18 protein-coding genes are annotated in these 22,844 nt (G+C 40.2%); all 18 read left to right on the top strand.

The genetic code is table 11. From position 1 onward, the window contains the following. Positions 1-11 precede the first annotated feature (11 nt). The 18 genes from MHH40_RS03170 (at position 12) to MHH40_RS03085 (ending at position 22,601) form a co-directional block, all read left to right on the top strand. Positions 12-1,931: a stage V sporulation protein D gene (locus MHH40_RS03170; protein WP_012009866.1), complete on the top strand. Its 1,920-nt coding sequence runs from the start codon at positions 12-14 to the stop codon at positions 1,929-1,931. A 212-nt stretch (positions 1,932-2,143) separates the two neighbouring features. Further along, positions 2,144-3,619 carry a UDP-N-acetylmuramoyl-L-alanyl-D-glutamate--2,6-diaminopimelate ligase gene (locus MHH40_RS03165; protein ID WP_212045889.1) on the top strand — a complete coding sequence of 492 codons (1,476 nt, stop codon included), beginning with the start codon at positions 2,144-2,146 and terminating at the stop codon, positions 3,617-3,619. A 135-nt stretch (positions 3,620-3,754) separates the two neighbouring features. Next, positions 3,755-4,729, top strand: a complete 975-nt coding sequence (gene mraY / locus MHH40_RS03160; RefSeq protein ID WP_003211854.1) for a phospho-N-acetylmuramoyl-pentapeptide-transferase — start codon at positions 3,755-3,757, stop codon at positions 4,727-4,729. A gap of 9 nt (positions 4,730-4,738) precedes the next feature. Continuing rightward, positions 4,739-6,085: a UDP-N-acetylmuramoyl-L-alanine--D-glutamate ligase gene (gene murD / locus MHH40_RS03155; RefSeq protein WP_428839758.1), complete on the top strand. Its 1,347-nt coding sequence runs from the start codon at positions 4,739-4,741 to the stop codon at positions 6,083-6,085. Positions 6,086-6,144: 59 nt separating this feature from the next. After that, complete coding sequence (gene spoVE / locus MHH40_RS03150; protein ID WP_003212197.1) at positions 6,145-7,245, top strand: stage V sporulation protein E; 1,101 nt, start codon at positions 6,145-6,147, stop codon at positions 7,243-7,245. 197 nt (positions 7,246-7,442) lie between these two features. Next, the gene (gene murG / locus MHH40_RS03145) at positions 7,443-8,537 is read left to right on the top strand and encodes an undecaprenyldiphospho-muramoylpentapeptide beta-N-acetylglucosaminyltransferase (RefSeq protein ID WP_003212323.1); all 1,095 of its coding nucleotides are present in this window, start codon (positions 7,443-7,445) and stop codon (positions 8,535-8,537) included. A gap of 31 nt (positions 8,538-8,568) precedes the next feature. After that, a complete protein-coding gene (murB, locus tag MHH40_RS03140; protein WP_003212095.1) occupies positions 8,569-9,480 on the top strand; it encodes a UDP-N-acetylmuramate dehydrogenase in 912 nt (303 codons plus the stop codon). Between the two features lie 127 nt (positions 9,481-9,607). Further along, positions 9,608-10,387 (top strand): cell division protein FtsQ/DivIB, encoded by a 780-nt coding sequence (locus tag MHH40_RS03135; protein WP_050945098.1) that lies wholly within the window; start codon positions 9,608-9,610, stop codon positions 10,385-10,387. Beyond that, complete coding sequence (locus MHH40_RS03130) at positions 10,384-11,073, top strand: DUF881 domain-containing protein (protein WP_003211621.1); 690 nt, start codon at positions 10,384-10,386, stop codon at positions 11,071-11,073. The genes MHH40_RS03135 and MHH40_RS03130 overlap by 4 nt, the downstream gene beginning before the upstream one ends. 20 nt (positions 11,074-11,093) lie before the next feature. Further along, positions 11,094-11,819, top strand: coding sequence for a DUF881 domain-containing protein (locus tag MHH40_RS03125; protein WP_106029729.1), 726 nt, complete (start codon positions 11,094-11,096; stop codon positions 11,817-11,819). Next, positions 11,819-12,187, top strand: coding sequence for a small basic family protein (locus tag MHH40_RS03120; RefSeq protein ID WP_137054665.1), 369 nt, complete (start codon positions 11,819-11,821; stop codon positions 12,185-12,187). Before MHH40_RS03125 ends, MHH40_RS03120 begins: the two co-directional genes overlap by 1 nt. 159 nt (positions 12,188-12,346) lie before the next feature. Then, positions 12,347-13,669, top strand: coding sequence for a cell division protein FtsA (gene ftsA, locus MHH40_RS03115; RefSeq protein WP_050945096.1), 1,323 nt, complete (start codon positions 12,347-12,349; stop codon positions 13,667-13,669). 33 nt (positions 13,670-13,702) lie between these two features. Continuing rightward, the gene (gene ftsZ / locus MHH40_RS03110; RefSeq protein WP_003211613.1) at positions 13,703-14,848 is read left to right on the top strand and encodes a cell division protein FtsZ; all 1,146 of its coding nucleotides are present in this window, start codon (positions 13,703-13,705) and stop codon (positions 14,846-14,848) included. A gap of 291 nt (positions 14,849-15,139) precedes the next feature. Next, positions 15,140-18,643: a S8 family serine peptidase gene (locus MHH40_RS03105; RefSeq protein WP_340900631.1), complete on the top strand. Its 3,504-nt coding sequence runs from the start codon at positions 15,140-15,142 to the stop codon at positions 18,641-18,643. A gap of 237 nt (positions 18,644-18,880) precedes the next feature. Continuing rightward, entirely contained in the window at positions 18,881-19,810 is a 930-nt protein-coding gene (gene spoIIGA / locus MHH40_RS03100) for a sigma-E processing peptidase SpoIIGA (RefSeq protein ID WP_050945094.1), read from the top strand. Positions 19,811-19,868: 58 nt separating this feature from the next. After that, positions 19,869-20,588, top strand: coding sequence for an RNA polymerase sporulation sigma factor SigE (sigE, locus tag MHH40_RS03095; RefSeq protein ID WP_003211142.1), 720 nt, complete (start codon positions 19,869-19,871; stop codon positions 20,586-20,588). A gap of 143 nt (positions 20,589-20,731) precedes the next feature. Further along, on the top strand, positions 20,732-21,511 hold the full coding sequence (gene sigG, locus MHH40_RS03090; protein ID WP_003211879.1) for an RNA polymerase sporulation sigma factor SigG: 780 nt from the start codon (positions 20,732-20,734) through the stop codon (positions 21,509-21,511). Positions 21,512-21,662: 151 nt separating this feature from the next. Beyond that, the gene (locus MHH40_RS03085; protein WP_050945093.1) at positions 21,663-22,601 is read left to right on the top strand and encodes a sugar-binding transcriptional regulator; all 939 of its coding nucleotides are present in this window, start codon (positions 21,663-21,665) and stop codon (positions 22,599-22,601) included. Positions 22,602-22,844: the final 243 nt, after the last annotated feature.

The following is a 22,844-nucleotide window of genomic DNA, read 5'->3' as shown; positions in this document are numbered from 1 at the left end:
GTGAACCGGGCGTGCGAGTGTCGAGTGTAACAGTGAGAAAACGATTGCTTTTCGTGCTGCTGTTTGGGGTGATCATTTTTTTCATCATAGATACTAGATTAGGATATGTGCAGTTTATTATGGGTGAGAAGCTGACAAGCTTAGCAAAAGATTCATGGAGCCGAAACCTCCCATTCGAACCAGAACGAGGAGATATTTTGGACCGGAATGGGGTAGAGCTTGCGACGAACAAAAGTGCTCCATCTATTTTGGTCGTCCCTCGGCAAATTAAAGATCCCGCAGAAACAAGCAAGAAATTGGCAGCTGTGCTGAATATGTCTGAAGAAAAAGCGTACAAGCACGTCACGAAAAAAACATCAATTGAACGAATTTCTCCTGAGGGCAGAAAGGTATCACATGAAAAAGCAAAAGAAGTAAGAGAGCTTGATTTAGAAGGCGTGTATGTAGCAGAAGACAGCATCAGACATTATCCGTTTGGCAGCTTTCTTTCACATGTACTCGGCTTTGCTGGAATCGATAATCAAGGCTTACTTGGACTTGAAGCCTACTATGACGATGACCTAAAAGGCGAAAAAGGGTCTGTGAAGTTTTATTCTGATGCAAAAGGGCAGAAAATGCCAGATGAAGCAGACGATTATACACCGCCTAAAGATGGTCTTGATATGAAATTAACAGTCGATGCAAAAGTACAAACCATCATAGAACGGGAATTAGACAACGCGCAGGCAAAGTATAATCCAGATGGTATGATTGCGATTGCGATGAATCCGAAAAATGGTGAAGTGCTAGGAATGTCAAGCAGACCAGATTTTGATCCAGCTGACTATCAATCAGTTGACTCAAAAGTGTTTAACCGAAATCTTCCGGTGTGGAGCACATATGAGCCGGGTTCGACATTTAAAATTATTACACTTGCAGCAGCATTAGAAGAGAAGAAAGTGAATTTAAAACGCGATTCATTTTTTGACAGCGGATCTGTGACAGTTGATGGTGCAAGACTCAGGTGCTGGAAAAAAGGCGGGCACGGATCACAGTCATTCTTGGAAGTAGTTCAAAATTCCTGTAACCCCGGCTTTGTAGAGCTAGGAGACCGTCTTGGTAAAGAAAAATTATTTTCTTATATCAAAAATTTCGGATTTGGCCAAAAAACCGGAATTGACCTTCAAGGAGAAGGGCGGGGAATTTTGTTCCCGCTTGATCGTGTAGGTCCTGTAGAGCAGGCGACCACCGCCTTTGGTCAAGGTGTATCTGTTACGCCAATTCAACAAGTAGCTGCAGTAGCAGCTGCAGTAAATGGCGGGACACTTTACACGCCTTATATTGCAAAAGAATGGATAGATCCAATCACAAAAGAGGTTGTGAAAAAGCAATCACCGATTGCCAAAAAGAAAGTGATTTCAGCAGAGACATCTAAAGAAATCAGGTATGCACTTGAAAGTGTAGTCGCTCAAGGAACTGGCCGAAATGCATTTGTTGAAGGGTATCGGGTTGGCGGAAAAACAGGAACAGCACAGAAGGTAAAGGACGGAAAGTATATGGAGAATAACCATATTGTGTCGTTTATCGGATTTGCGCCTGCAGATGACCCAAGTATCGTAGTCTATGTAGCTGTGGATAATCCAAAAGGCACCATTCAATTTGGTGGTACCGTTGCCGCACCAATTGTTGGTCATATTATGCGGGATAGCCTGCCTGAGATGGGTGTGAAAAAAAGAAAAGGCCAAATTGAAAAGAAGTATCAGTGGCTGGACACAAAAACCATTGAAGTACCGAATCTTGTAGGAGGATCTGTTTCAGATCTTGAATCCCTCTTGATCAACCTAAAGATCGATGCCTCAGGAACTGGCAGTAAAGTAGTGAAGCAATCACCTGCTGCTGGGACAAAGGTCAAAGAAGGCTCCACGATCAGATTATACTTAAACGATGAATAATAAAGAATGAACAGAGGGTAGCCGCACTCATTTGGCTGCCTCTTTTTGTTGAAAGAGAAGGTCAGTTTGAAAAAAAGAGTCCAAAGTGTGTTTTTTCCAACAGAAACTTAAGGAATACGCTGGATGTATCCTTTTTTTTACGATAAAATATAGACTGTGTGTTTTTTTCACAAGACATGCACGTGAACGAATTTGAGAGGTTTGATATGAAAATGAAATTACAAGAACTGCTTACATACTTTAAAAGTGAAAACAACGAATTGATAAACGAAAATCCTGATATCACTTCCATTGAAATGGATTCAAGAGAGGTGAAAAAGGGAAGCCTTTTTGTCTGTATAAAAGGCTATACAGTAGATGGACACGATTATGCTGAAAAAGCGGTGAAAAGCGGGGCTGCTGCCATTGTAGCAGAACACCCTCTTAACATAACAGAGGTACCAGTCATTATTGTGAAACACTCTCAAAGAGCACTTGCAAGAATAGCTGATGCGTTTTATGAACAGCCCACTCATAAGCTGAATCTCATCGGGATCACAGGCACAAACGGAAAAACCTCAACAACACATATGATCGAACAAATGATGAGAAAAGCCGAGAAGAAAACAGGCTTAATCGGTACGATGTATATGAAGGTGAATGATGACATTCTCGACGTGAAAAACACCACACCTGAAAGTGTCACACTTCAAAAAACGTTTAAACAGATGCTTGATCAAGATGTAGACACAGCCATCATGGAAGTATCATCACATGCCCTCCATCTTGGCAGGGTGCATGGATGTGATTATGATATTGCTGTTTTCACAAATCTTACGCAGGACCATCTTGACTACCACAACACAATGGAAGAATATAAACATGCGAAAAGCTTGCTGTTTTCTCAGCTCGGAAGTGCCTTTCATCACAATAAACCGAAGCATGCGATTTTAAATGCAGATGATGAGGCTTCGAGTTATTTTGAAAAAGTCACAGCTGCTGAAGTCATGACGTATGCCCTAGAGCGAAAAGCAGATGTCATGGCAAAAAATATTCAAATCATGCCGAAGGGAACTCAATTTGATTTGGTCACTCCAATCGGCACCAAGAAAGTGACGGTTGCCCTCGTCGGAAAGTTCAATGTGTATAATATCCTCGCAGCTGTATCAGTTGGGATCGTATCTGGCTTAACATTTGAGACGATCGTGAGTGCGATTGAAGAGCTGGAAGGAGTCAAGGGCAGATTTGAACTTGTAAACTGCGATCAAGACTTCCCTGTCATCGTCGATTACGCACATACACCTGATAGTTTAGAAAATGTCCTCACAACATGTAAAGAATTAACAGAGGGCAAAATTTTCTGCGTGATTGGCTGCGGCGGCGACCGTGATAAAACAAAGCGTCCTCAAATGGCTCAAATCGCTGTGAAATATGCAGATGAACCTATATTTACATCAGACAACCCAAGAAGCGAAGATCCTTCAGCCATTTTAAAAGATATGGAAAACGGGGTACCAGACGCATATTATCATAGCTTTGTGAATCGGAAACAAGCGATCTTCTTTGCCATTGCCAATGCGAAAAAAGGCGATACAGTCTTAATAGCCGGTAAAGGCCATGAGACCTATCAAATTATTGACGATCAAGTCTATGACTTTGATGATGCAAAGGTTGCTATTGACGCTATTTTAGATCTAAACAAATCTTAAAATGATGAAAAGAGTGTAATGAAATGAAGCATTTTGTACAAAAACAACATACGAAGAACGCGAATGAATACCATAATAATGAATGCAATTTTCTGATGGAAAACGGCTTTGGAAATTCGGAAGGAGTAAAGAACGATGCTTGAACAGGTGATATTGTTTACAATCATAATGGGATTTTTAATCAGTGTTCTTTTATCCCCGATTTTTATACCGTTTTTAAGAAGACTAAAATTTGGTCAAAGTATTAGAGAAGAGGGCCCGCAGTCCCATCAAAAGAAATCTGGGACGCCGACAATGGGCGGCATCATGATTATCTTTTCTATCACTATTACAACAATTGTGATGATCAACAAATTTTCTGAGATTAGTCCAGAAATGTTTTTACTGTTATTTGTCACACTTGGTTACGGCCTATTAGGATTTTTAGATGATTATATTAAAGTAGCGATGAAACGAAATCTTGGATTAACATCGAAACAGAAATTAATCGGTCAAATTGTGATCGCTGTGATCTTTTATGCAGTTTTCCATTATTATCAGTTTGCAACGACGATTCGCATTCCAGGAACAGACGTCAGCTTTGATTTAGGATGGGCTTACTTTATCCTTGTTGTTTTCATGCTTGTCGGAGGTTCTAATGCCGTAAACTTAACAGATGGACTGGATGGCCTCTTATCTGGAACCGCTGCTATTGCTTTCGGAGCATTTGCTATACTGGCTTGGAATCAATCCCAGTATGATGTAGCGATCTTTTCAGTAGCTGTTGCAGGAGCCGTTCTTGGCTTCCTTGTGTTTAACGCACATCCTGCAAAAGTATTTATGGGTGATACAGGTTCTCTAGCATTAGGCGGAGCCATTGTAGCAATTGCGATTTTAACGAAGCTTGAAATTTTACTTGTCATTATTGGTGGAGTATTTGTTGTTGAGACGTTATCTGTTATTCTTCAAGTCATCTCCTTTAAAACAACCGGCAAAAGAATCTTTAAGATGAGTCCGCTTCACCACCACTATGAGTTAGTTGGTTGGTCAGAGTGGAGAGTAGTTGTCACCTTCTGGACAGCTGGTTTATTACTTGCTGTTTTAGGAATTTACATCGAGGTGTGGTTATAATTGAATAAGATGCAAATGTTAAAAAACGAACATGTACTAGTATTAGGTCTTGCTAAAAGCGGATATGCGGCAGCTTCAATTCTTCATGAACATGGAGTAAATGTGACGGTAAATGATCAAAAACCGTTTGAAGAAAATAAACCTGCTCAGCTACTTTCTGAAAAGGGGATTGATGTCGTTTGTGGCAGTCATCCTCTTCGTATATTCGAAGATAAAGACATTACAATTTTAATTAAAAATCCAGGAATTCCATATGAAAATGTGATGGTTCAAGAAGCACTTCGCCGCCAAATTCCAGTTTGGACGGAAATAGAATTAGCATATCATTTAACCCCATCTCCTTTTATTGGGATTACTGGATCGAATGGAAAAACCACTACCACGACATTGATTTATGAAATGCTGAAAAAAGACAGCCAAAAAACATTAGTGGCAGGTAATATTGGAACAGTTGCCAGTGAAGTCGCTGCAAATGCAGCTGGCGATGAGTGGATCGTAACGGAACTGTCTTCTTTTCAGTTAATGGGAACAGTTGAATTTAGACCTAAAATCAGCTTAATATTAAATATTTTTGATGCACATTTAGACTATCACCACACTCGTGAAGAATATGAAAAAGCAAAGCAGAAAGTATTCGCACATCAACAAGAAGATGACATCGCTGTAATTAACCTAGATGATCCTTCGGTTGTAAAACTGGCAGAAGGTTCAAAAGCAAAAAAAGTGTTTTTCTCAGTGAAAGAGCCAGTAGATCATGGTGCGTTTATTCAACATGGTGCAATTTACTACATGAATGAACATATCATTGATGTAAAGGATGTTGTTCTTCCTGGTGAGCATAATCAAGAAAACATTCTGGCAGCTATTTGTGTTGTGAAAAATGCAGGTTGCTCAAATGAAGCGATCACACGCGTACTCACAACATTTGGTGGAGTGAAGCATCGTCTGCAATTTGTAGATACAATTCAGAGTCGGAAATTTTATAACGATAGCAAGGCGACCAATATACTGGCAACAACTAAAGCATTGTCAGCCTTCGAACAACCGACTATTTTATTAGCAGGTGGACTTGATCGAGGCAATGAATTTGATGAGTTGATACCTTTTATGAAACATGTCAAAGGAATTATCACATTTGGTGAGACTGCACCTAAGTTTGTGAAGCTTGGTGAAGAGCTTGGAATACATCACGTAAAACATGTCGATAATGTTGAACAAGCAGTACCTGCGGCGTTTAACATATCTGAAGAAGAAGACGTGATTTTATTATCTCCGGCTTGTGCAAGCTGGGATCAACATAAAACATTTGAAGAACGTGGAGACATGTTTGTAAACGCCGTGCATATGCTTAAATAAGGGCTTGTCTCTCATATGACTGACAGCCCAAATGAAATTATGCTTGGGGTGTCGGTCTCTTGACGAATAAGAAAACTTCTCCGGATTTTTTGCTTGTTGTCATTACGTTACTTTTATTGACGATTGGTTTAATTATGGTGTACAGCGCTAGTGCTGTGTGGGCATCGTATAAATTTGATGATTCGTTTTATTTTGCAAAAAGACAGCTGTTGTTTGCCGGAATCGGAGTTATCGCAATGTTTTTCATTATGCGAGTCGATTATTGGACGTGGCGGACTTGGTCAAAGATATTGATTGCTGTTTGTTTTCTCCTTTTGCTACTTGTACTTATTCCTGGTATCGGTATGGAGAGAAATGGATCAAGAAGCTGGATCGGTGTCGGAGCGTTTAGTATTCAGCCCTCTGAATTCATGAAGCTTGCGATGATTGCGTTTCTTGCAAAATTCTTATCTGAAAAGCAAAAAAATATCACATCCTTTCGAAAAGGTTTTGCCCCAGCTTTAGGCATTGTATTTTCTGCATTTGCCATCATCATGCTTCAACCGGATCTGGGAACAGGAACGGTGATGGTTGGAACCTGTATTATTATGATATTTGTTTCAGGTGCGAGAATTGCTCACTTTATATTTCTCGGTCTTATAGGGCTCAGCGGATTTGCTGCACTTGTCTTATCAGCACCCTACCGAATAAAACGAATTACATCTTATTTAAATCCTTGGGAAGATCCACTAGGCAGTGGGTTTCAAATTATTCAGTCCTTATACGCTGTTGGTCCAGGTGGTCTGTTCGGAATGGGACTTGGTCAAAGTAGACAAAAATTCTTCTATTTACCTGAGCCCCAAACGGACTTCATCTTTGCGATATTGTCTGAAGAGCTTGGCTTTATAGGGGGATCACTCATTTTACTCCTCTTTAGTGTTCTATTATGGAGAGGCATACGAATAGCACTTGGAGCCCCGGACTTATATGGGAGTTTCCTAGCAGTTGGTATTATTTCAATGGTTGCCATTCAAGTAATGATTAACATCGCAGTTGTCACTGGACTTATTCCTGTGACAGGTATCACGCTCCCATTCCTTAGTTATGGCGGCTCATCATTGACATTAATGCTGATGGCGATTGGTGTACTTCTTAATGTCAGCAGGTACGCAAGATATTAGCGTGCTGAAGCTAATGAAACCATGTTGACGTTTATTTTGCAAAAGTATAAAAAAATGATTTGAAGAGTGAAAATGACAGTTTTTGTTTCGAAAACGTTTATTTTGACTCTTCTTTACAGGTTTTAATGGAGCCCTGTTGTTTAAAACAGGGTTTATACTTTGTTCAGAGCAGAAAAAAATTGAGGGGAAATGGTATAATGCGTATAGTAATCAGTGGAGGCGGAACAGGCGGACATATTTATCCGGCCTTAGCCTTTATTAAAGAAGTGAAAAGACTGCATCCTGATGTGGAATTTTTATATATCGGTACTGAAAATGGACTTGAAAAGAAAATTGTAGAAAGAGAAAATATCCCTTTCAAGGCAATAGAAATTTCAGGTTTTAAACGAAAGCTTTCCTTTGATAACGTCAAAACGGTGATGAGATTTTTAAAAGGCGTTCAAAAAAGCAAATCTTACTTAAAAGAATTCAAGCCTGATGCGGTTATTGGAACAGGCGGTTATGTGTGTGGGCCTGTTGTTTATGCGGCTTCTAAGCTGAAGATCCCGACCATTATACACGAACAAAACAGCCTGCCTGGTATTACAAATAAGTTCCTAGCGAGATATGTTAATAGGGTAGCCATATGCTTTGATGAGGCAAAGGCACATTTTCCTTCTGAAAAGGTTGTATTTACGGGAAACCCTAGAGCCTCTGAAGTCGTCTCTATAAAAGAGGGGAAATCTCTTAAAGAATTCGGGCTCGATGAAAAGAAAAAAACGGTTCTTATTTTCGGCGGGAGTCGAGGTGCTGCTCCTATCAATAGAGCAGTGATCGAAATGCAAGATGATTTAAAGGCTAAAAACTACCAGCTTTTATATATCACAGGTGAGGTTCATTATGAAAAAGTGTTGAATGAACTAAAGGAAAAAGGTGCAGCACCTAATATGATCACCAAACCTTTCTTGCATCAAATGCCAGAGTACCTGAAATCGATCGATGTGATTGTTGCAAGAGCAGGAGCTACAACAATTGCTGAAGTAACGGCTCTTGGAATCCCAACCATTTTTATTCCGAGCCCATACGTGACGGCAAATCATCAGGAAATCAATGCAAGATCACTTGAAAAACATGATGCTGCGATTGTTTTAAGAGAATCAGAGCTTTCAGGGGATCGTTTGCTGCATGCCATTGATGAAATTGCTGGTAATGAAGAAAAACTCAACCAAATGAGCCGTTTAACGAAAGAACTCGGAGTACCAGATGCGGCTACACGTTTATATAATGTGTTAAAAGAAATTACGACTACATGATGGAATGATATTAGGTAAGGCGGAGGGTAATATGGAGAACTTGAAGAATGAATTATTAGAAGCGCAAGTTGGTAAAGTACTTGAAAATGAGCCGCTTGCAAATCATACAACAATGAAAATAGGCGGACCAGCAGATCTTTTGATCATCCCAAAAGATATCGATGCAGTGAAAACGATCATGGATCATGTGAAAAAACACCATACGAATTGGACGGTCATTGGAAGAGGATCTAATTTACTTGTCCTTGATAAGGGAATTCGAGGAGTTGTCCTAAAGCTAGGTGCTGGACTGGATCACCTAACTGTAAATGATGAAGAAATTACAGTAGGCGGCGGCTACTCTGTCGTAAGGCTCGCGACATCACTTAGTAAACAGGGTCTTTCAGGACTGGAATTCGCAGCTGGTATTCCGGGATCTATTGGAGGCGCTGTTTATATGAACGCAGGTGCACATGGATCTGATATCAGTAAGATTCTTGTGAAAGCCAGAATCTTATTTGAAGATGGAAGCATCGAGTGGCTCACAAATGAACAAATGAATTTTAGCTATCGAACGTCAGTCCTACAAAAGGAACGACCTGGCATTGTTCTAGAAGCTGTGTTTAAGCTCAAGCAGGATGACCGCGAAAAAATCACAAAGAAGATGCAGCAAAATAAAGATTATCGTAAAGAAACTCAGCCTTATAACCGGCCATGTGCTGGCAGTATTTTTCGAAATCCGCTGCCTGAATATGCAGGACAGCTTGTAGAAAAAGCGAATTTAAAAGGATACCAAATCGGCGGAGCTAGAATTTCTGATATGCACGGCAACTTTATTGTCAACGCTGGTGGAGCAACTGCTCAAGACGTGCTGGACTTAATTCAGTTCATCCAAAAGAAAATTAAAGAAGACTACAACGTAGAGATGCATACAGAAGTAGAAATTATCGGTGAAGAAAATTAACAGCTAGTTTTTATGAATGATGGCATCTGAGGAAAACAAACGGCATGAAAGAATGCCGTTTGTTTTCTCATCAAAATGATGACCCAAAGGTGTGGACAAGCAGCTTTGAATGAGGTGAAGAGTATATATGCGGCCTGATCATGAAAATGAAAAGATCGTCAATATAGAAGAGCGAATTCCTAAAATTAAAGAACAAAGGAAGCAAAAAGCGAATCGGAGACTGATCTCTTTTATACTACTGTTTTTTATCATGGTTTTAATTATTATTTATTTGCAGACACCTATCAGCAAAATTTCTTCTTTAACCATCACAGGTAACGAGCATGTCTCAACAAAACAGCTTGTTAAACTTTCACAAATTAAAGAAGGCGAAACAGAGTTTTGGAATTTAAATAAAGATTTAACAGCAGATCATTTGAAACAAAATAAATTGATTAAAAGTGTCAGTATCAAAAAGCATTTCCCAAATAAAGTGAGTATTGCTGTCAAAGAATATGCAAATATTGCGTATCTTCAAAAGGGAAATCTATATTATGAGCTTCTTGAAAATGGGACCGCTTTACCAGAAGAAGTGACACCGAGTCATGCAGGACCTATTTTTGTCGATTGGGACAATAAGGAGAAGCTGAAGCAAACTGTTAAATCTTTAAATCAACTGCCAGCCTCTATTCAGGAACTCATCTCAGAAATATATTATGTGCCGACCAATTCAAACAAGTGGCTAGTTAAATTTTATATGAATGACGGAAACACTGTGATTGCATCAATTAAAACATTCGGTGATAAAATGAAAACCTATCCAGCCATTGTAAAAGAACTTTCATCATCTGAAAAAGGCACAATCCATATGGAAGTCGCTACGTATTTCGAAGCGTTTAAATCTAAGAAAAAGGAAGATGAGCGTTGAGAGGCAAAACAGTTATATTCTCGATTGTCATGCTTGTTCTTGGTTTTCTGATTTCTTTTTCATACCAATATACAAAGCAGCATCAGGCAGATGTCATTCGAACAGAGCAATGGAAAAAAGAATACTCTCTGAAAAGTCAGCTCACAACGCAAGAAAAGGCGAATCAGAAACTCGAAAAAGAATTATATAGTCTTCAATCAAAGGTACAAGCAACGGAGTCCAATTTGAAAAATGAAAAAGAGCAATATTTTAATGTGCTGGAAGATGTTGAGAAATATAGAATGTTTACAGGAGAGATCGGTGTAAAAGGAAAAGGGGTAAAAGTGTCTCTTGAAGATGCATCTTATATCCCGAGTGGACAAAATGTTAATAATTACATTGTGCATGAGAGCCACATTTTTCATGTGATAAACGAACTATTTATATCAGGGGCTTCTGCTGTATCTATTAATGGGCAAAGAATCACACACCAATCATACATACATTGTAACGGTCCAGTTGTCACAGTAGATGGTGTTCAGCATCCAGCACCATTTGTCATATCTGCTATTGGTGATCCAGCTGTGTTAATACCTGCTTTAAATATTGCAGGGGGAGTGGTCGATCAGCTGACAAGTGATCACATTTCAATGACGATCGAGAAAACGGATATTCGTATGAACCCTCTTTTAAGAAACAAAGATTAAAAGTGAAAAGGTGAGTGGTGTTGAGGAAAAAGAAGCCTTTACTTAGTTTAACAGCTTTAATGATCATATTTGGCATCATGGTCTCCATCCAATTTAATTCCTTACAAAAGCCCAAAGTTCGTGATACTCGTGATGTGTGGGAACTGAGAGAGGATTTATCTGCATCTAAAAGTAAGGAATTGGATTTGCTCAAAGAAATTGATAAATACGACGAGATGCTAAAAAAATATGGTCTTCAAGGAGACCGATCAAAAGAAGCACAATTAACAAAAACATTAAAGGATTTAAAAGAAAAGGCTGGTTTTACAGAAGTGGAAGGGGAGGGGATTGAAATTGAAATATCTCAGCTTTTTTCCAAGGACCTTACCGGAGAAGAAGTGAAAAATATCCCACCTGATCTTCTGAAAAAGTTAATGAATGAAGCCAATATGTTTGGGGCAAAACATATTTCCATCAATGATCGCCGTGTCATTAATACAAGTGTGATTCGAGATATTAATGGCACGACAAAAATGGATGGCTACAGCTTAGATAGTGATGAAGTCACCATTAAAATGATTAGTGAGCAGGCCGACAAATTATACAGCCGTTTAAATGTATCAGATATTGGTGATTTGTTTGCTCAGGAAAACTTCAGCTTGAGTATGAGCCAGCCGAAGAAAAAAATCCACTTAAAAGCATATGACGGTGCAATTCAAGTAAACGAATTGAAGCCTCTTGACGATGTAAAGGAGGGAAAATCTTAATGTGGCTTCCTGTACTTGGCTTAATCATAGGAGTTGCGATCGGTTTCTTAACTAATTTTACGATACCGAATGAGTATTCTAATTATCTTTCCCTCGCTGTACTTGCTGCGCTTGATACATTGATTGGTGGAATCCGGGCACATCTGCAAGGGGCATACGATGAACTAGTGTTTGTATCAGGCTTCTTCTTTAATATTATACTGGCAATAAGTTTAGCTTTTCTGGGCGTCCATCTTGGTGTAGACTTATACTTAGTCGGAATGTTTGCATTCGGCGTTAGATTGTTTCAAAATATAGCAGTTATTAGAAGAATTCTCCTAACAAAATGGACAATTTCTAGAGAAAAAAAGAAAAAAAGTCAGTCATAAAAAAGGATATACATATGATGTAACGAATATTTTCAGTAATCCTAATAAAAAATGTTGATTTTTTAAGTTTTGTTACACACTTGTAAAAACACATTCATTGTATTGTTGTTCAGCAAATAATAGAATAGAAAGTATTGATATGTGAGGAGGTGCCATAGAATGAACAACAATGAAATTTACGTCAGCCTTGACATCGGTACATCCAATATAAAAGTCATCGTCGGAGAAATGGCGGATGATTCGCTTAACATTATAGGTGTTGGAAATGTCCCTTCAGAGGGGTTAAAAAAAGGATCGATTGTTGATATAGATGAGACAGTTCATTCTATTAGACAAGCATTTGAACAGGCTGAGAGAATGGTAGGTTTTCCTTTACAAAAGGCGATTGTCGGAATTAACGGAAACCACATTCATATTCAGAATACGAGCGGCGTAGTCGCAGTATCTAGTGAAAACAAAGAAATACATGCTGAAGATGTGAGACGTGTCTTAGATGCTGCACAAGTAGTATCTATTCCTCAAGAACATCTCGTCGTAGACGTGATTCCGAGACAATTTATCGTCGACGGAAGAGATGAGATCACAGATCCGAAAAAAATGCTTGGTGTTCGGCTAGAGGTGGAAGGATCGTTAATTACAGGTTCTAAAACGATTCTACATAACTGGCTCCGATGTGTAGAAAGAGCTGGAATTGAAATACTGGATATATGCTTGCAGCCACTCGCATCGGGCTCGGCAGCATTATCGAAAGATGAAAAAAATCTTGGGGTAGCTCTTGTCGATATTGGCGGCGGATCTACAACGATTTCCGTATTTGAAAACGGGCATCTCTATTCTACTCACAGTATCCCTTTGGGCGGAGAGAACATAACAAAAGATTTGTCTATAGGACTTAGAACTTCCACTGAAGAAGCTGAACGAATCAAAAAACAATTTGGGCATGCGTTTTATGATGAGGCATCGACTGAGGAGACATTTGAAGTTTCTGTGATCGGTACTGATCAAAAACAAACGTATACACAAATTGATGCGGCTAACATTATTGAAGCGCGGCTGGAAGAAATCCTGCTCTTTGTGGCAGAGGAATTAAGAAATATGGGTGTCCATGATTTGCCTGGTGGATTCGTTCTAACAGGTGGACAGGCAGCCATTCCAGGTATCCTTTCTCTTGCACAAACAGTCTTGCAAAACAATGTCAGGATTGCAAGTCCGAATTATATCGGGGTGAGAGAGCCTCAATATATGACAGGAGTGGGTCTGATCCACTTTGCTTATCGCAATGCAAAGATTCAGGGCAGACAAGTTGGATTCCAAATGCCAGATGAGGCGTTTCATGAAGTAGGCGCATCCATGGAGCCGGTTTCTTCTGCACCACAAGTGAAAGAAGCGCAGCCAAGACCGAAAGTAAAACAACAAGCACAACAAGAGACAAATAAAAAACCGGGCAAAATGAAAAAACTATTTAATATGTTCTGGGAATAGAATTAGATTTTCGACGGATTAGGAGGATTCAGCATGTTGGAGTTTGAAACAAATATAGACGGCCTAGCATCAATTAAAGTAATCGGAGTAGGTGGCGGCGGGAATAACGCTGTTAACCGAATGATTGAAAATGACGTACAAGGTGTCGATTTTATTGCAGTCAATACTGATGCACAGGCGTTAAATCTATCAAAAGCAGAAACTAAAATGCAAATCGGTGCTAAGCTGACAAGAGGGCTTGGAGCAGGTGCGAATCCTGAAGTCGGTAAAAAAGCTGCTGAGGAAAGCAAAGAGCAGATTGAAGAAGTATTAAAAGGCGCAGACATGGTCTTCGTTACAGCTGGTATGGGCGGTGGAACTGGTACGGGTGCTGCACCTGTCATTGCAAAAATCGCAAAAGATTCTGGTGCATTGACAGTTGGAGTTGTGACTCGTCCTTTCACATTTGAAGGAAGAAAGCGTCAGCTTCAAGCAGTTGAAGGAATTGCTTCTATGAAAGAAGCCGTTGACACATTAATCGTGATTCCAAACGATCGCTTGCTTGAAATTGTTGATAAAAACACGCCAATGCTGGAAGCATTCCGCGCGGCAGATAACGTGCTTAGACAAGGTGTTCAAGGGATTTCAGATTTAATTGCAACACCAGGTCTGATTAACCTTGACTTTGCTGACGTGAAAACCATCATGTCCAATAAAGGTTCAGCTCTTATGGGTATTGGTGTCGCAACAGGTGAAAACCGTGCTGCGGAAGCCGCGAAGAAAGCCATTTCCTCACCACTTCTAGAAACAGCAATCGATGGTGCTCAAGGTGTCATCATGAACATTACGGGTGGAACGAACCTAAGTCTTTATGAAGTGCAAGAAGCGGCGGATATTGTGGCTTCTGCATCTGACGAAGATGTAAACATGATTTTCGGGTCTGTCATCAATGATAACTTGAAGGATGAAATTGTGGTTACTGTGATCGCTACTGGATTTATTGAGCAAGAACCAGAAGTGACAAAATCACAAAGAAACCCATTAGGACAAGGATTAAAGCAAAATCAATCCATTCCTCAAAAACGTGAAGTAAAACGTGAAGAACATCAACAGCCATCATCTCAGCCAAGACAAAATACACAATCAAGTGATGATACGCTAGACATTCCAACGTTCTTACGCAACCGCAATAAACGCTAATCGAGTATAGCTTAACCCCTTCCATTGGAAGGGGTTTTTTTATGTCTCAACTTATAAGGGTTTCTAATCAAAAAGTCATAAATACGTGAAAGCTACTTCAATTTCCATATGTAATTTGACTTATGGTGTTTAAGAAAAAAGAATCATTTTTACTCCCTCTTACAAAAAACGACAAAATGATGAACTTTATTTGACTACATTAAATAGAACACCATGAATCTTGTCATGAACAACAGAAGGAAAGGAGTGGGACCTATACTCTGTTTGGACATTTGAGGAGGAGGGATTTGATTGAAATTGAAGTTTCGCAAGACCGCCGGCTATCGTTTGATGAGTCTTTTGGTGATTGGTACTTTAACGATGACAAGCTTTGGGACGGTTCAAGCAACATCGACTTCTACCTCATATCAGGAGGAAGCTGTCTCCTCTAAGACTACAAAAGCAAAGATCTCATCTAGATTAATGAAGCAGTTTCAGCAGGATGATCAGGTGACTTTTTTAATCAAAATGAAAGAGCAAACAAATACGCAAAATGTGGCGAAGGAAGCGGTGATCAAAGCCAAAAAACAGAAATTAACAGCGGCTAAAACGCAATACACAAAAAGATCAGCTGTCGTATCCGAATTAAGAGCAACGTCTGAAAAGACGCAGGAAGCGCTCGTTACGTATTTACAAAAGGAACAAAAGAAAAAGCAAGTGAAGGAGATTCATTCGTACTATATTGTGAATGGTTTAGCGGTGACGGGAACGAAAGAAGTCATGGAAAAGGTGGCTGCCTTCCCAGAAGTAGATCAAGTGTTGCCAAATGAAACCCGTCAAATTCACCGGCCGGTTGATTTGAAGACGAAGCAGAAAAAACAAATGAAAGCAGTAGGTGGAGTCGAGTGGAACATTTCTCAAGTTCATGCTCCAGAAGCGTGGGCTTTAGGTTATGACGGTACTGGTACAGTTGTGGCAAGTATTGATACAGGAGTGGAATGGGATCATCCTGCTTTAAAGGAAAAATACCGCGGATTTGATCCAGCAAATCCGAATGAACCAAATCATGAATTCAATTGGTACGATGCTACGACAGGATCTGAAGCGCCATATGATGATTTAGAGCATGGTACACATGTAACGGGAACGATGGTTGGCTCTGAGCCAGATGGAAAGAATCAGATCGGAGGCGCACCGGGCGCAAAATGGATTGCGGTGAAAGCTTTCTCAGAAGATGGTGGGACAGATGCTGATCTGCTTGATGCAGGTGAGTGGATTTTAGCACCAAAAGATGAGGCCGGCAACCCGCATCCAGAAAAGGCACCAGATGTTGTCAATAATTCTTGGGGAGGTGGACCTGGCCTAGATGATTGGTATAAAGATGTCGTCAATGCTTGGAGAGCGGCGGACATCTTCCCAGAGTTTTCAGCTGGCAATACCGATTTATTCAACCCTGGTGGTGAAGGATCCATTGCGAATCCTGCGAACTATCAAGAGGTCTTTGCAACGGGTGCTACGGATCAAGATAACAAATTGGGGTCTTTCTCGCTGCAAGGTCCGTCTCCATATGGTGTCATGAAACCAGACATTGCCGCCCCAGGGGTAAACATTCGTTCATCCATTCCTGGGAAAGGGTATGAGGATGGCTGGAATGGGACGTCGATGGCTGGTCCGCATGTTTCAGCTGTTGTGGCTCTTCTTCGCCAAGCACAGTCAGATCTTTCTGTTGAAGAGATTGAACAAATTCTGATTGATACAGCGAAGCCATTAACTGATCAGCAATTCACGGAATCCCCAAACAATGGCTATGGGGCAGGTTTAGTTGATGCAAGAGAGGCGATTACGGCATTAACAGATGGAATTGGCATGATCGAAGGACAGGTGACAAACGAAGATGTTCATTTAGATGATATGAAAATAACAGATCAAGCCTTGACTCAAAAAGATAAGGCGGTACACCCACATAAGAAGCCTGCGAACATAAAAGAATTGAAAAAGGAAAAAAATCTAGCTGGTCCGTCCATCAAAGCTCTTCCAATGAAAGCGGAAATTAGTGTTCTTGAAAGCGGCAAGTCAACGTACACAGATGAAGCGACAGGGAGATATCAGCTTTCTCACAGTGCAGGAAAATTCACAGTGAAAGCGGAAGCTTACGGATTTGAATCACGCACACAAACCGTCCATATTTCTTCAAATAAAACGGCAGAGGCGAATTTCGCCTTACAGCCACTAAAGAAACGAACGATATCTGGCACAATTGCCAACGAAACAACGGGTGAAAAGATAAAGGATGCCACGGTTTATCTTGTAGAGGATGCGAAAATTAAGCCGGTGAAAACAAATGAATCTGGCGAATTTTCTCTAGAGGCATTGAGCGGTGTCTATACCGTCAAAGTATTTGCCAAAGGATTTAAAGGATATTCTTTTACAGCAGATGTGACAGAAAAGCCAGTTGGAAAAAACATTCAGCTAGAGCCATTCATCGGCTTTGCTGGGGAAATTGGCTACGATGATGGAACAGCTGAAAATGCGAGAGCCTTCTATGATCCTGGCAATGGCTGGGCTGTGAAGTTTTCATTAGAAAAGGGGAAGAAACAAGCGCAACTCACAGGAGGGCTTTTCCGTTTCTGGTCATCAGAGTGGCCAGCTCCTGGAGGGAATGAATTTGCAGTTGAAGTGTATGACGCTTCTGGGAAGAACGGAGCTCCAGGGGAAAAAATGGCAGGACCTCTAAAAGCAAAAGCGCTGCGTAATGGGGAATGGACAAAAGTAGATTTAGAAGATCAAGCCATTACGGTGGATGGAGATTTCTATCTTGTCTATATTCAAACGAAAAAGAATACGGAATCTCCAGGGCTTGCAACTGATGAAGATGGACCAAATGCTGAAAGAAGCTGGCAGCTGACAAGCGGTGCATTTTCTCCTTCTCCAAAAGAAGAGGGAAATTATATGATTCGTGCGCTTGTTGACTATGAAGCAGATGTGCCAGAGATTACATCTCCAAAGGCAGGCGTCATTACGAACAAAGATGAACTGGAGATTGAAGGCAAAGCCTCTCCTGGGCTTGATGTAGCGATCTATCAAAACGACGAAGAGATTGCCAAAGTGAAAGCAGATCAGTCAGGCGCCTTCAAAGAAAAGGTCACAGTTTCAAGTGGAGAGCATGTATTCACGGCTGCAACTGTTACGGATAAAGGTGCAACAAAACGATCTACACCAGTAAAGGTAATCATTGATCAAACAGCGCCAGCGCTCACTATCGATACACCGAAAAAAGGGGAAAAGACGAATAAAGAATCGCTCACTGTAGAAGGAAAGGTGACAGATGATCATCTTGATCAAGTCACCGTAAATGGAAAAAAGGCAACCATAAAAGAAGGGAAGTATTCCGTAAGAATACTGCTTGAGAACGGGAAAAATATGATCAAAGTCACAGCGAAAGATGCAGCAGGAAACAAAACAACTAAAAAAATCAAGATCGATGTCCAATACGAGGCACCTGAGATTTCTAAGCTGACTCCAGCAGAGAATGTCCATCTGGCATCAGGGGAGTCTGTTAAAATTTCATTTCACAGCAGAGAAAAGCTAGACGCAACGTTTGTCATTCACATGCCGCTGACAAACGCGAGATCAAAGCTTCAAAATACCACAGAGCTGCCGCTTCGCGAAGTATCGAGCGGAACGTATGAAGGCTACTGGACTGCTACTTCTACCGCCAAAGCAAAAGGTGCGGTCATTGAAGTAATTGTGCGAGATGATTATGGAAATGTCACAAGACAAAAAGCTTCAGGTACATTAAACATCAATGAAAAGTAACTTAAACAAAAGACACGACTTCTTGGAGCGTGTCTTTTTTCTTTCAACAATTGTTTGAAGGCTTGTCCAGAAGAATACTCTCTCTCATTCCTCGACAAAAACAATAACAATCCACCAAAAGTTCTCTATCATCCCCAACAAGAATTGACAGACTTCCATCTCATGACTGTTTTATACTGGTACAAACAAGTGCAAGTACTGCTTTTGATTCTTTGTTTCAGATGAAAGGAGCAGAAGGTGGTCATTTATTTAGATGTGATTTGGCTGTTAAACTTTTGTTTTGATCTATTGCTTCTCTTACTCACTGCATTTATTCTCAAACGACAAGTAAAAAAAAGGCGATATATGTTAGGAGCTCTCATTGGATCGAGCATTGTTCTCTTGCTCTTTACACCATTTGCAATGGTTGTGTCACACCCTTTAGGCAAACTACTTTTTTCTGTCTTCATTGTTCTTGCAACCTTTGGTTTTCAAAGATTTCGTTCCTTTTTTCAAAATCTGTTTGCTTTTTACTTTGTAACATTTTTGATGGGAGGAGGCATGATCGGGGTTCATTCATTTTTGCAAACCAATACAGTGATTCAAGATGGCCTGCTGATTTCTCAAAATGATGGCTTTGGTGATCCGATTAGCTGGCTTTTTGTTTTAACTGGGTTTCCTGCGATTTGGCTGTTTTCAAAGAAAAGATTAGGCGAGGTGGGTACGAAAAAAAGACAGGTTGATGAACAAGTGCTTGTGGAAATACACATTCATGGAGAGACCATCCGTTTAAAGGGACTCGTCGATTCTGGCAACCAGCTGTATGATCCTATGACAAAAACACCTGTCATGATCGTCCAGGCCGACCAGCTAACGGCCATTTGCGGAGAGTCATTTATAGAGCTCATGAAACAGTCTCATCCTGTTGAAGTCATGCAAAAGATCGATGATCAATTTCCTCTTCTTGATCGATTAAGACTTGTTCCATATCGAGCGGTCGGTCATGATCACGGCTTTCTACTATGCCTAAAACCAGATACAGTCTTCATTTATTCAAAGACGCATATGATTCAGCCTGCTAAGTGTTTTGTTGGGTTGAGTCTCAGCGGTTTATCGGCAGATCAGGAATTTCAATCCATCATTCATCCAGATATGTTAGACGGGAAAATCATCCAGGGGGTGTCGTAGTTTTTGGTGATGTCTTTTATCTTACGAGGTCAACTTGACATTTAGAAGGGAGAAGAAGATGAAAAAATTAAAATTTAAACTCACTTACTACTGGTATAAACTCCTCATGAAGCTAGGTCTAAAGAGTGATGAAATTTATTATATTGGTGGAAGTGAAGCGCTCCCGCCTCCATTATCAAAGGATGAAGAGCAGGAGCTGCTTGTCAAATTACCAAAGGGAGATCAAACCGCAAGAGCGATTCTGATTGAAAGAAATTTGCGTTTAGTCGTTTACATCGCAAGAAAATTTGAAAACACAGGTATTAATATTGAGGATTTAATCAGTATCGGAACCATTGGTCTGATCAAAGCAGTCAATACATTTAACCCAGAAAAAAAGATCAAGCTTGCAACATATGCTTCGAGATGTATTGAAAATGAGATTTTGATGTACTTACGTCGAAATAATAAAATCCGGTCAGAAGTTTCGTTTGATGAGCCGCTCAACATTGATTGGGACGGAAATGAACTGCTTTTATCAGACGTACTTGGAACAGATGATGATATTATCACACGCGATATTGAAGCAAATGTAGATAAAAAATTGCTGAAAAAAGCGCTCGAACAATTAAATGACCGCGAAAAGCAGATCATGGAACTAAGATTTGGCTTAATTGGTGGTGAGGAAAAAACCCAAAAAGATGTCGCTGACATGCTTGGGATTTCACAGTCTTATATTTCGAGGCTTGAAAAAAGAATTATTAAACGATTACAAAAAGAATTTAATAAAATGGTCTAAAAATTTTTTTAAAAAAGCTCTGTCCCTGCACTGTCAAAGGAAACAACCTTTTTTTTCATGATTCTCGTCATCGCTCGTGCATATTTTTCCATCCCAAGGAGATACTGAACTTTGTACAACAGCTCCTGTAGGGAGGGAAAAAAGTGTCCAGAAATAAAGTGGAAATCTGCGGAGTCGACACCTCCAAGTTGCCTGTTCTGAAAAACGACGAGATGAGAAAATTGTTCAGACAGCTGCAAGATGAGGGTGACGATACAGCAAGAGAAAAGCTAGTCAATGGCAATTTACGGTTGGTTTTAAGTGTGATTCAGCGTTTTAACAACAGAGGCGAATATGTCGACGATCTCTTCCAAGTAGGCTGTATCGGATTAATGAAATCAATTGATAATTTTGATTTAAGCCACAATGTCAGATTTTCAACTTATGCGGTTCCTATGATCATAGGAGAAATCCGTCGATACTTGCGTGATAACAACCCGATTCGGGTGTCTCGCTCGCTAAGAGATATTGCCTATAAGGCACTTCAGGTCCGTGAGAGGCTGATTAGTGAGACAAGCAAGGAGCCAACAGCAGAAGACATTGCCAAAGTGCTGGAAGTGCCTCATGAGGAAATTGTCTTTGCCCTAGATGCAATTCAAGATCCTGTATCTTTGTTTGAACCGATCTATAATGACGGAGGAGATCCGATTTATGTGATGGATCAAATTAGTGATGAACGGAACAAAGACACACAATGGGTGGAAGAATTGGCCTTAAAAGAGGGCATGCGTAGGTTGAACGACAGGGAAAAAATGATTCTTCGCAAACGCTTCTTCCAGGGAAAAACGCAAATGGAAGTTGCCGAAGAGATCGGGATTTCTCAAGCACAAGTCTCTAGGCTTGAAAAAGCAGCCATCAAACAAATGAATAAAAACATCTTTTAAAGCCGCCGCTTCATGGGCGGCTTTTTTCATTCTTATGAGAGAACACTCCTCTAGTATTGACTCTGTTATTTTTTTCATTTAATCTGTTTTTAACAAATGTTATTTTAGATAGCATTTGTTAGGGAACACTTAAGCGGAAAGAAGGGTTATTATGACATTCCATGATGAAAGAAGGCTGCTCATTAAGGTTGCGCATATGTATTATGAAGAAGGCGCCACTCAATCTAACATTGCAGAAGCGGTTGGGGTTAGCCGTTCGCTCATATCGAAATATTTGGCAAAAGCACGTGAAGCAGGAATCGTGGAAATCATTATTCATGATGAAGTCAACCAACAGTATGGATCGTTAGAAAGAAAAATAGAACGTAAATATGGGCTCCGAGAAGTCGTCTGTGTGGAAACACTCAGCAAAGACACAACCAAAAGCCGAATCGGTGCCGCGGCGGCAAGCTTTTTATTAAAAGTGATGAAGGATGGACAAGTTATTGGGTTTTCCTCTGGGACAACGCTGCATGAGATGGCGAAAGCGGTTACGTCTGTTCAGCACTATCCATCCGTGACATTTGTTCCGCTTGTCGGAGGTGTGGGAAATGAAGATGTCGATATCCACGCCAACTATATTATTGCGAGATGCACAGAGGCGCTCAAATCTAAATGTGAGTTTTTACATGTACCTGTCATGCTTGATACGAAAGAAGCGAAAGATGTACTGATCCGACAGCCGTCAATCAAAAAAGTGATTGAACTAGGAGAATCATCAAATATCGCGGTTGTCGGAATTGGTGGTGTTCCGCAGCATTCAACGATGGTGAAATCTTATATGACAAGCGGTGAAGAGGACATCCTTCAAGCAAAGGATGTAGCAGGTGACATTTGCTATAACTTTATTGATCATCAAGGGGAAGTATATCCCCACCCATGGAACGACCGGGTGATGGGCATAAGCCCCCAAAAGCTAAAAGAAATTCCACTTGTCATAGGTGTCGCTGGTGGCGAAGAGAAAATTGAAGCAATTCGGGCGGCATTAGCAGGTGGATTAATTCATGTATTAATTACCGATGAACGAACTGGAGATGCCTTATTAAAGTAACTACCTAATATCATTAGGTAGTTTTTTTTTGAGTCTTTAGACTCAAAAAGATTGAAAATTTTATCGATTTTATCTTGACACAAAGTTGACACATCATATAAACTAAGTTCATAACAAATGATAAACAAAATAACAAATGTTACAAGAAACAGATTTTTGTTAATTTTTATAACATTTGTTAAAAGTTTCAGATTATATTTCTAGCAATCTATTGAGAAGCAAGAAAACCTGAAAGGATGATTT

The sequence above is a fragment of the Bacillus sp. FSL K6-2431 genome (assembly GCF_038005165.1).
GTDB classification, from domain to species: domain Bacteria; phylum Bacillota; class Bacilli; order Bacillales; family Bacillaceae; genus Bacillus; species Bacillus pumilus.
This window is presented reverse-complemented; position numbering and strand designations above follow the sequence as displayed.

Excerpts from the sequence above, each read along its gene's own strand:
- MHH40_RS03165 (WP_212045889.1), top strand. The coding sequence starts at position 2,144 with ATGAAATTACAAGAACTGCTTACATACTTTAAAAGTGAAAACAACGAA.
- mraY (WP_003211854.1), top strand. The coding sequence starts at position 3,755 with ATGCTTGAACAGGTGATATTGTTTACAATCATAATGGGATTTTTAATC.
- murD (WP_428839758.1), top strand. The coding sequence starts at position 4,739 with ATGCAAATGTTAAAAAACGAACATGTACTAGTATTAGGTCTTGCTAAA.
- murG (WP_003212323.1), top strand. The coding sequence starts at position 7,443 with ATGCGTATAGTAATCAGTGGAGGCGGAACAGGCGGACATATTTATCCG.
- murB (WP_003212095.1), top strand. The coding sequence starts at position 8,569 with ATGGAGAACTTGAAGAATGAATTATTAGAAGCGCAAGTTGGTAAAGTA.
- MHH40_RS03135 (WP_050945098.1), top strand. The coding sequence starts at position 9,608 with ATGCGGCCTGATCATGAAAATGAAAAGATCGTCAATATAGAAGAGCGA.
- MHH40_RS03120 (WP_137054665.1), top strand. The coding sequence starts at position 11,819 with ATGTGGCTTCCTGTACTTGGCTTAATCATAGGAGTTGCGATCGGTTTC.
- ftsA (WP_050945096.1), top strand. The coding sequence starts at position 12,347 with ATGAACAACAATGAAATTTACGTCAGCCTTGACATCGGTACATCCAAT.
- ftsZ (WP_003211613.1), top strand. The coding sequence starts at position 13,703 with ATGTTGGAGTTTGAAACAAATATAGACGGCCTAGCATCAATTAAAGTA.
- sigE (WP_003211142.1), top strand. The coding sequence starts at position 19,869 with ATGAAAAAATTAAAATTTAAACTCACTTACTACTGGTATAAACTCCTC.
- MHH40_RS03085 (WP_050945093.1), top strand. The coding sequence starts at position 21,663 with ATGACATTCCATGATGAAAGAAGGCTGCTCATTAAGGTTGCGCATATG.